The organism is Mycobacterium sp., assembly GCF_049585075.1.
GTDB lineage: Bacteria > Actinomycetota > Actinomycetes > Mycobacteriales > Mycobacteriaceae > Mycobacterium.
Window position 1 is genome coordinate 1 of the sequence record NZ_JBAUZA010000154.1, and the last position, 8,679, is coordinate 8,679.

10 protein-coding genes are annotated in these 8,679 nt (G+C 63.8%); 5 read left to right on the forward strand and 5 right to left on the reverse strand.

Annotated elements, in window-relative coordinates:
- Positions 1 to 94: 94 nt before the first annotated feature.
- The 4 genes from WB785_RS07160 to WB785_RS07175 all read right to left on the reverse strand — a co-directional run bounded on the left by WB785_RS07160 (position 95) and on the right by WB785_RS07175 (position 2,323).
- A complete protein-coding gene (locus tag WB785_RS07160; protein ID WP_424078124.1) occupies positions 95 to 553 on the reverse strand; it encodes an STAS domain-containing protein in 459 nt (152 codons plus the stop codon).
- A 130-nt stretch (positions 554 to 683) separates the two neighbouring features.
- Positions 684 to 1,178 carry an SRPBCC family protein gene (locus WB785_RS07165; RefSeq protein WP_424078125.1) on the reverse strand — a complete coding sequence of 165 codons (495 nt, stop codon included), beginning with the start codon at positions 1,176 to 1,178 and terminating at the stop codon, positions 684 to 686.
- Positions 1,178 to 1,819, reverse strand: coding sequence for a nitroreductase family protein (locus tag WB785_RS07170; RefSeq protein ID WP_424078127.1), 642 nt, complete (start codon positions 1,817 to 1,819; stop codon positions 1,178 to 1,180). The genes WB785_RS07165 and WB785_RS07170 overlap by 1 nt, the downstream gene beginning before the upstream one ends.
- Before the next feature lie 21 nt (positions 1,820 to 1,840).
- Positions 1,841 to 2,323, reverse strand: a complete 483-nt coding sequence (locus tag WB785_RS07175; RefSeq protein WP_424078129.1) for a carboxymuconolactone decarboxylase family protein — start codon at positions 2,321 to 2,323, stop codon at positions 1,841 to 1,843.
- 67 nt (positions 2,324 to 2,390) lie between these two features.
- Between WB785_RS07175 and WB785_RS07180 the strand changes: the two genes are divergently transcribed.
- From WB785_RS07180 to WB785_RS07190, 3 genes are read left to right on the forward strand one after another with little or no spacing between them, the layout of a single operon-like run.
- Positions 2,391 to 3,080: a hypothetical protein gene (locus WB785_RS07180; protein WP_424078139.1), complete on the forward strand. Its 690-nt coding sequence runs from the start codon at positions 2,391 to 2,393 to the stop codon at positions 3,078 to 3,080.
- A 7-nt stretch (positions 3,081 to 3,087) separates the two neighbouring features.
- A complete protein-coding gene (locus WB785_RS07185; protein WP_424078130.1) occupies positions 3,088 to 4,533 on the forward strand; it encodes a class I adenylate-forming enzyme family protein in 1,446 nt (481 codons plus the stop codon).
- Positions 4,534 to 4,552: 19 nt separating this feature from the next.
- Positions 4,553 to 5,266 (forward strand): hypothetical protein, encoded by a 714-nt coding sequence (locus WB785_RS07190; protein WP_424078132.1) that lies wholly within the window; start codon positions 4,553 to 4,555, stop codon positions 5,264 to 5,266.
- On the opposite strand, the gene WB785_RS07195 is transcribed toward WB785_RS07190, so the two are convergent.
- Positions 5,260 to 6,219 (reverse strand): NAD(P)H-dependent flavin oxidoreductase, encoded by a 960-nt coding sequence (locus WB785_RS07195; RefSeq protein WP_424078134.1) that lies wholly within the window; start codon positions 6,217 to 6,219, stop codon positions 5,260 to 5,262. The genes WB785_RS07190 and WB785_RS07195 overlap by 7 nt on opposite strands.
- A 187-nt stretch (positions 6,220 to 6,406) precedes the next feature.
- Between WB785_RS07195 and WB785_RS07200 the strand changes: the two genes are divergently transcribed.
- Positions 6,407 to 7,651: an acyltransferase family protein gene (locus WB785_RS07200; protein WP_424078136.1), complete on the forward strand. Its 1,245-nt coding sequence runs from the start codon at positions 6,407 to 6,409 to the stop codon at positions 7,649 to 7,651.
- A gap of 126 nt (positions 7,652 to 7,777) precedes the next feature.
- Positions 7,778 to 8,470: an Rv0518 family GDSL lipase gene (locus WB785_RS07205; RefSeq protein WP_424078137.1), complete on the forward strand. Its 693-nt coding sequence runs from the start codon at positions 7,778 to 7,780 to the stop codon at positions 8,468 to 8,470.
- Positions 8,471 to 8,679 lie beyond the last annotated feature (209 nt).

Here is an 8,679-nt window from a genome sequence, read left to right on the forward strand (position 1 = left end):
AATGAGCGCCGCCGCGGCGACAACGGTGGACTTCGACCTCACGAATAGCAGCATACGGGGTGAGCGCGGGGCGCGCCCGAGCCTGATTGCGCCGTTAAGCGGTCTTGGTGAGCAGCGGCAACAGTAATAGGCGGCGTGCGGAGGTGGCATCAGCGAAGTAATGCAGTGCCTCGTGTACCGAGCCGAAAACCGGGAAGCTGGATTCCTCGTGAGTAACCAGCAGCGCCGTAGTTACTGCTTGGCTGGGGACCACCGACCACTCCAGCCCGGCGACGCTGCAAACGTCGTCCAACCGGTGAAGAAGTCGGACAGCTTGTGCCGCAAAGGAATCCAGAGCCGATAGGTCAAGGACGAAAGGCTTGTCCGGCAGAATGAAGCGTTCGGAGTACTCGGTGACCTGGTCGACATTCGTCGAGTCGACCGCACCGGTGACCGTTACGACTGTTCCCAGGCTGCGGCACTGGGCTCGCACCGCAGCGCCTTTGCAGTCAAACGGAAGATGGGCGTGACGGGGCGCCACATACGAAGCTGCGCCGTCGAGCGAATCGGTCATAAGGCCCCCGTTTTCAAACGCTGTTGCTGCGATAACGTTTTCGACGCTAATCGGTTACTCTAAGGTCACTGGGTGCAGCCTTTAATACTTTGGTAAGAAACAAATTTCAGCTACCGGCCAGTAGCCATCACTAGGTCAGCCGTTTGACCGATCCTGCATAGCCGAGGGCGTGCTCGTAGATGTCGAGATTGTCGCGCGAAATCTTCGCGTGCACTGGACGTTCGAGAAAAAAACGCAGCACGGGATTGAAAGCGTGATAGGTCTCGTGGAAGGTCAGCACTGTGCTGCCGTCGGGTTGTTCCTCCAGTTCGTGGTATCCCTCGGCGCGCGACCACAGCGGCTTGCCAATCGCCACATAGCGCGAGAGCTTGTTGATCTTCGCCTCGGTAATGGTCTCCCACGAACGCCCCATGCCGCCTGACAGTAAGTACTTGGGCACAGGAAAGACACAGGTGCGGACCAGCCCCTCGCCAGCTTCGTCGCCCTCGTTGAGAATCTCCATGCTGCCGGTCGGCCACTCGAGCACCCGCGGCTTTGGCGCGTCGGGCGGCACTGGCGGATGCAACACTCGCCATACCTTTTTCGGTGGTGCATCGACGTGAAATCGAACGGTGTAGGACTGCATCAGCTTTCTCCGTCAGGCTGTCCCCAGGTATCCCAATAAGTGATCGTCTCCGCGGGCGGCCGTGCGGCCGGCCGGAAGTCGGTGCCAATCGTGTAGGCCACCGGGAACAGCGCGGCCTGTGTGACTGTGGCCGGAATTCCCAGCAGTTCGGCGACCTCCCGCTCCTTGGCCAAATGCATTGTGGTCCAGACTGATCCGAGACCACGCGACCGAAGGGCAAGCAAAAAACTCCAGCCGGCCGGGATGATCGATGCCCATGCGGACGATGCAGTTAACAGATCGTTGCCGTCAATCCGGCGCTGCAAGCATGGAATAACGTGTACCGGAACTTGGGCGAGCGTTTCGGTCAGGTTCAGTGCGCTTTGATATACCCGTTGGGTCTGCGGATCCGACTCCGTCGCGGCGACGTGCGTCAGATACTCAACACCGATGCTGCGGTAGATCTCGGCGATCGCGGCGCGCTTAGCGGCATCGGTGATCACCAGCCAGCGCCAATCCTGCGCGTTGCTCGCCGTCGGCGCCTGCATTGCCAGCCGAAGGCACTCCAGAATCACCTCACGACCGACCGGCCGGGTCAAGTCAAGACGTTTGCGCACCGCCCGGGTGGTGGTGAGCAGTTCGTCGACCGATCCGATGTCCACTCTTCGCGACCGCTCTCTCGCTCACAGATCGATCGCGCAGGACTGATCGACGCCCAGCACAGTCAACGAACGTCCCAGACCAAGGAAAACCGCCAAACATAGTGTCAGATCAAGGATTTCAGCGTCGGTGAACGATTCACGGAGCCGATCGACGAACGCGTCGTCGATCGAGCCGTGGTCATTGGCGAAACGTTCGGCGTACTCGATGGCAAGACGCTGCCGTTGCGTGTAGCCGGGGTACGTGGCGTATGCCGCGACGTTCGCATACAGCTCGGGTGCGACGCCCGCTTCGAGCACCGATGGTGCGCGAAAATCCGAGCACGCCACACAGTCGTTGATCTGCGCGATGCGCATCCTGGCCAGTTCGCGTTCTTCCGGCGGCAAGATGCTCTGCTGATAGGCCCCGCGGATCATCCGTTCAACCATCTCGCCCAGCGGCGGCCGCAACGTCCAAATCATCGCAGCCTCGCCACCGGGACCGTCTGGCACATCAAGCCTGGCCATGGGTGCGAGCAAACCAGATGTCTGGCTTCGCTGTCCAGGTTGGATTACCGTCCGTTGAGTGCTGTTCATGCACGAGGTGCACAAGGTGCGAGGACGCGCCGAGGACGAATTCGAAGCCGCGTTCCGTGACGGCTGGATGCCAACGCTTGCCAGCGAAGACGACGCCCGGTTGCTCTGGTACGCCAACCACGCACACGGCAGCGGCCCGGCTTACACCGTGGTCACGGTGACCGCGGTTCGCGACGGAGCGGCGTGGGAGCGCCTGGCACTGAGGATTCAGAAGGGCGATCTGCGGCAGTGGATGCGCCAACTCGACGAGCTGCGCCATGACGTCGAGGCCAAGCTTTTGATGGCGCTTCCATGGTCACCGCTTCAGGACACGGCGTTCGGCGAGATACCTGTCGATGGGCGGGAACACGAGCTGACCCTCTACATGGAGGACACCATGTGGCCCTTCGAGGACAAGTTCACCGAATACATCGACCGCTGCGGTGAGGTGTACTCCAAGAGCCTTGAGGCGCCGGCTGCAATGTTGACCATCCAAGCCGCGTTCCAGCCGGCCTTGGGCAGCCACCTGCGCCGCGAAGTAGTGCTGATGCAGCGCATCCGCCAGCCGGAGGCACTGCTGAATCTCCTTCGTACCGAAATCCCACCGGACTACCGCGCACCGGGAACTTGGATGTACGACGCTTTGGACCTGCGCGATCAGTGGACCAGCAGGCTGCTGCGGACCTCGTCGTGGTCACCGCTGTATTGAGCCGCCGATGAACATCGGCACGATCATCGACGCGGCCGCCACCGGCGTGCCTCACCGCGTCGCGCTCATCATCGACAACCGCAGGATCACCTACGGTCAGCTGGCATCGGCCGTCGAACAGTGCGCCGCCGGGCTGGCTGCCAACAGGGTGACGGCCGGAAACCGCGTCGCCGTCGTCGACGGCGGCAGCCTGCTATCGATCGCATCGGTGCTCGCCGCCGCGCGCATCGGTGCGGCTGCGGCGCTGATGAACCCCGCGCTCACCTCCGCCGAGCTGCGGGACCTACTGCGCAATGCGGACTGCCTCGAGGTCGGTGTCGCCGGCGAGCCCTACGCCGACCGGCTGTGTGCAGCGGGGGCGACCAAGACGTTAACGCCCGCGGATCTATTGAGCGGCCAACAGCTTTCGCCGGTGCCGGCTGTCGAGGATATTGCCGACCGTGACGCGCTGGTGCTTTTCACCAGCGGGACAACCGGACTCCCGAAGGCCGTCGGGATCACCAGCGGACAATTGACTGCGCGGATTCGGGGGATTGGGGCGCCTTTTCGGGCCGATGCGGCGCCCATCGTCGGGATGATGTGCGTCCCGTTCTTTCACGTCGGCGGTTCGCTGGGCATGCTCGGCAGCCTCTACTCGGGCAACACCTCGGTCGTGCAGGAACGGTTCGACGCCGGACAATGGCTGCGCTTGGTGCAGGAGCATCGGGTGCGCACCGCATTCCTGGTGCCGACGATGATCCAGCGCATCCTCGACCATCCCGACTTCACCGGCACCGACATGAGCTCGCTGGTGGCCATCGCGTACGGCGCGGCCGCAGCGCCCATCCCGTTGGTGCGCCGCGCAATGGCCGCGCTGCCACATGTGGCTTTTGCCAACGTATTCGGCCAGACCGAGACGCTCGGTGCCTACACGACCTTGTCGCCGGATGATCACCGCGACCCCAATCGGGTGGGATCGGTCGGCACGCCGCTGCCCGGAGTCGAACTGCGAGTGGTGGATCCCGACACCGGCAGCGACGTCGAGACCGGCAGCGTCGGCGAGGTGTGGGTGAACACCAGCCAGAACGTCAGCCACGGTTGGCTGCATACCGGTGATCTGGCCCGCCAGGACGCGGACGGATACATCTATCCCAGTGGCCGGCTGAGCGACACCATCAACCGCGGCGGAGAGAAGTTCGGCCCGATCGAGGTCGAGGAGGCACTGCGTGCCCATCCGGCGGTCGCCGATGTCGCGGTCGTCGGGATCAGCGACGAAGAGATGGGCCAGCGGGTGGGGGCGGCAGTAGTGGCTCGCCTTCCGGTGACACTTGCAGAGCTGCGATCGCATTGTCGTGATCGCATCGCGTATTTCAAACTGCCTGAGCGGCTGATGATCGTCGACCGCATCCCGTACACCGAGACCGGCAAGCTCAACCGCCGCCAGCTCGCCGCGTTGATCGCCGACCACGGTTGAACAACCGAAAGGAGTCACCGTGCTGTTCCTCCACGAAACCCACCAGGTCGTAGGCGCACGCGAGGACGACTTCGAGGCGGCCTACCGCGAGGGCTGGATGCCCACGCTGGCAGAGCAGGACGATGCTCGGCTGCTGTGGTACACCAACCACGCTCACGGATCAGGGGTCGCTTACAACGTCGTCACTATCACCGGCATCGCCGGTGGCGCGGCGTGGGAAACACTAGCCCGCCGGGCACAAACAGGCGATCTCGCGCCATGGATGCGCGAGCTGGACGACCTCCGCCATGAGGTCACCGGAAAGCTCCTGCTGCCGGTCGAGTGGTCGCCCCTCCAGGAGGTGGACCTCAACAGCGTGCCCACCGATGGCGCAACGCATCCGTTGAGTTTATTCATGGAGGACACCGGGTGGCCTTACGCGCCGCTGGACGACTACATCCGCTCGTGGGACGAGATCTACTACCGGGTGCTGTCCAAGGCGCCACCGGGCAGAAGGGTGCTGGAAATCCAGGCCTGCTTCCAGGTGGCACACGGTAGCCACAAACGCCGAGAAGCGATGCTGTGGCAGAAGATTGACGCGACCAATGACTACGCGGCCCTCTTGCATCTGTTGACTACCGACATCCCAGCTGAGCACCGCGGACCCGGAACCTACATGTTCGACGCCTTGAAGTACCGCGACCAGTGGCAGAGCCGACTGCTGCGAACCTCGGCGTGGTCGCCGCTTTACTGATGCAAGATTTCTGTTGCGCCGCTGACCATGTCGTGCACGATGTCGGCGGCCGGGCGAATGTCGTGGATGAGTCCGACCCCCTCGCCGATGAGAATGGCAGCCGCGTCGAAATCCTCTGCAGCGACAGCCTTCTCGAACGTCTCGATCGCTTCGGGCAACGATGCGGATAATTGCGCCTCGTTGCCGTGCCAGGTGTCGAGGAAGGAATTGCGCAGCGCCCGCACGTTGTATTCGCCGGGCCAATCCAGCTGCCGCACAGCGTCATACACCTGAGTGCGAAAGGTGTCGTCGCCTCCAGCCTGGACGGCGCGCTGATGCGCTCGCGGCGAAACCAACGCCTCGGGGGCAGCCCAAAACCTGGTGCCCACGAGCACCCCGTCTGCACCCAGCGCCAGCGCCGCCGCAAGCCCGCGGCCGTCGGCGACGCCGCCGGCAGCCAGCACCAGCGTTTCGGGAGAACGCTCGGCGAGGATGTCGACGACCTCGGGCACCAGGGTGAATGTCGAGCGCACACTCATGCCGTGCCCGCCTGCCTCCGCACCCTGGGCCACAACGATGTCCGCGCCGACATCGAGAGCCCCGCGGGCCTGGTCGAGGGTCTGTACCTGCGCGATCAGCGGAACGCCGGCCGCGCGCACGCGTTCGGCGAACGGCCGCAGCTCACCGAACGACAACATGATCGTCGCCGGCTGCTCAGCCAGAATCATGTCGAGCAGGTCAGGGTTGCGCGCGAGGCTCCAAGTGATGAAGCCGTAACCGATTCGTGCGCCGTCGGCCTGGCCGATCTCGGTTCTCAGCCATTCAGCGTCGCCGTAACCTCCGCCGATCAGCCCCAGACCGCCTGCGGCTGTCACCGCGGCAGCGAGCCGGCCCCCGGAAACGAATGCCATCGGCGCCAGCAGGATGGGATGTTCGATCCCGAAGAATTTCGTCAGACGAGTCGTCAGTGACATGGCGGCACTGTACCGATGAAAAGCCCCATGCTTGAAGGCGATTCTCAGGAGCCACACCGGGTCGCCGACTCGCCATTGCAGCGACGGCCTTGGTACCCTCCCATCGCCGTCGTTTTGTCGGGTCGCGTGGAGTTAAACCGCCCGGGCAGTTGCGAATGAAGACCAGTGGCCTGACGGGAAGAGTGTTGTGCGCGGAGAGATAAAGGCCCTCACAGGTCTTCGCATCATCGCCGCGGTGTGGGTGGTGCTGTTTCACTTCCGGCCGATGTTGAGCGATGCGTCGCCCGGCTTCCGCGACGCCCTCGCGCCGGTGCTCGACTGCGGCGCGCAAGGCGTCGATCTCTTTTTCATCCTCAGTGGATTCGTGCTGACGTGGAACTACCTCGACCGCATGGGCAGGTCGTGGTCGACGCGCGCCACCCTGCACTTCCTGTGGCTGCGCCTGGCCAGAGTGTGGCCGGTTTACCTGGTCACCTTGCACCTCGCCGCGATGTGGGTGATCTTCACCCTGCACGTCGGTCACGTGCCGTCGACCTACGCCGGTCAGCTCACCGCGATCAGCTACGTGCGGCAGATCCTGCTCGTGCAGTTGTGGTTTGTGCCGTTCTTCGATGACTCCAGCTGGGATGGGCCGGCCTGGTCGATCAGTGCCGAATGGCTGGCCTATCTGCTCTTCGGCCTACTCGTGCTGGTGATTTTGCGGATGAAGCAGGCGACGAGGGCGCGGAGCCTGATGTTGCTGGCGGTCGCGGCGTCGTCGCCGCCGGTGGTGATGTTGCTGGCCAGTGGCGAGTTCTACACACCGTGGAGCTGGCTGCCGCGAATTGTGACCCAATTCACCGCCGGCGCCCTGGCCTGTGCCGCCGTCCGTAGGTTGCGGCTGACGGATCGCGGTCGCCTCGTCGCGGGGTACGTCTCCCTGCTTCTCCTGGTTGCGATGGTGGGCGTTCTCTACTGGTTCGCCGCACATCCGATAACCGGAGTTGTGGAGAGCGACAGCGGCGGGGTCGTCGACATGTTGTTCGTCCCGTTGGTGATAACGCTGGCGATCGGCGTGGGTAGCCTGCCGAGGCTGTTATCGACCCGGCTGATGGTTTATGGCGGGCAGATCTCGTTCGCCCTGTATATGGTGCACGAGCTCGTACACACCGCTTGGGGATGGGCCGTTGAGCAATTCGATCTCAATCCGCAGGACACTCCATGGAAATGGAACGTCATCTGCCTGCTCGCGATCGCGATAGGTCTTTCGATGCTGCTGTACCACATCGTCGAAGAGCCCGCCCGCCATTGGATGCGCAGGATGGTCGACGTCAGGAGCGCGAGCGCTGACGCCCGGACCGATCCGGCCGCTCAACCGGCGGCCGGCAAGCTGCAATCGATCGACCGAGCCCTGGAAGACCAGCCAACGTCGATTTCGGCGCGCGCCGGCTAGACAATCGCCTGGAGAACACGAACCCTGCTGCGCCACACACAGATCAAGTACGATGCCCTGTGGCACGGGAGCTTCAATGTCCCGTGCCCGTCGACGCTATGGGGACTCGACCGAGGGGAGGTAGCAGTGGGTCGTCTTGCCACGTTGGTTATCTCCTTGGCCGTTGCGGTCGGAATGATCGGCCACCGCACGGCACCGGCGCGCCCGTACCAGACCACGGCCCGCGGCACCCCGATCGATCACGTCGCGGTGATCGGGGACTCCTACACCAACGGGACCGATGAAGGCGGGGAGGGCCAGAATGCGTGGACCAACCGCACTTGGCTGACGCTGGCTCGCCAGGGAGTTCAGATTTCCCCCGATGTCGCATCGGAAGGCCGAGCCGGCTATGTCGTGCGCGGCGACCACGGCAGCGTCTTCGAGGATCTCACCGGCAGAGCGGTCCATCCCGACGATGCGCTGGTGGTGTTTTTCGGCTCGCGCAATGACGAGGGCGTGGACCCCGTGCAGATGGCGGGCATGGCGCACGACACGTTCGATATCGCGCGCCGCATCGCGCCCTCGTCGAAGCTGCTGGTCATCGGCCCGCCCTGGACGAACGCCGATCCGCCGTTCGACGTCTTGTACGTCCGCGACACCCTCAGGAGCCAGGCCGAATGGGCCGGGGCGACGTTCGTCGATCCGATCAGCGAGGGCTGGTTCGTTGGCCGGCCCGACCTGATCGGGCCAGATGGTGTGCATCCCAACGACGCTGGACATGCGTATATGGCGGACAAGATCGCCCCGTTGATACGTGCCCAGTTATCCAGGCGGAGCTGACATTCGACGCGTTTCGCACCTCGTCGTCCGGGGTATCAAACGTGCACCTGATGAGATTGGGGATTTGCGCATGAAGTCTCAAGCTCGGACCTCGATGGCATTGTTCGGCGGTGCGGCGATGCTGGTGTTAGCGGTTGGCTGCGGCGGCGGCCACAAAGGCGGGCCGACTAGCACGACAACCACGACCACCACCACGACCACCCATTCGT

Coding starts and splice junctions, on each gene's coding strand:
- WB785_RS07180 (WP_424078139.1), top strand. CDS start 2,391: ATGCACGAGGTGCACAAGGTGCGAGGACGCGCCGAGGACGAATTCGAA.
- WB785_RS07195 (WP_424078134.1), bottom strand. CDS start 6,219: ATGTCACTGACGACTCGTCTGACGAAATTCTTCGGGATCGAACATCCC.
- WB785_RS07175 (WP_424078129.1), bottom strand. CDS start 2,323: ATGGCCAGGCTTGATGTGCCAGACGGTCCCGGTGGCGAGGCTGCGATG.
- WB785_RS07160 (WP_424078124.1), bottom strand. CDS start 553: ATGACCGATTCGCTCGACGGCGCAGCTTCGTATGTGGCGCCCCGTCAC.
- WB785_RS07165 (WP_424078125.1), bottom strand. CDS start 1,178: ATGCAGTCCTACACCGTTCGATTTCACGTCGATGCACCACCGAAAAAG.
- WB785_RS07185 (WP_424078130.1), top strand. CDS start 3,088: ATGAACATCGGCACGATCATCGACGCGGCCGCCACCGGCGTGCCTCAC.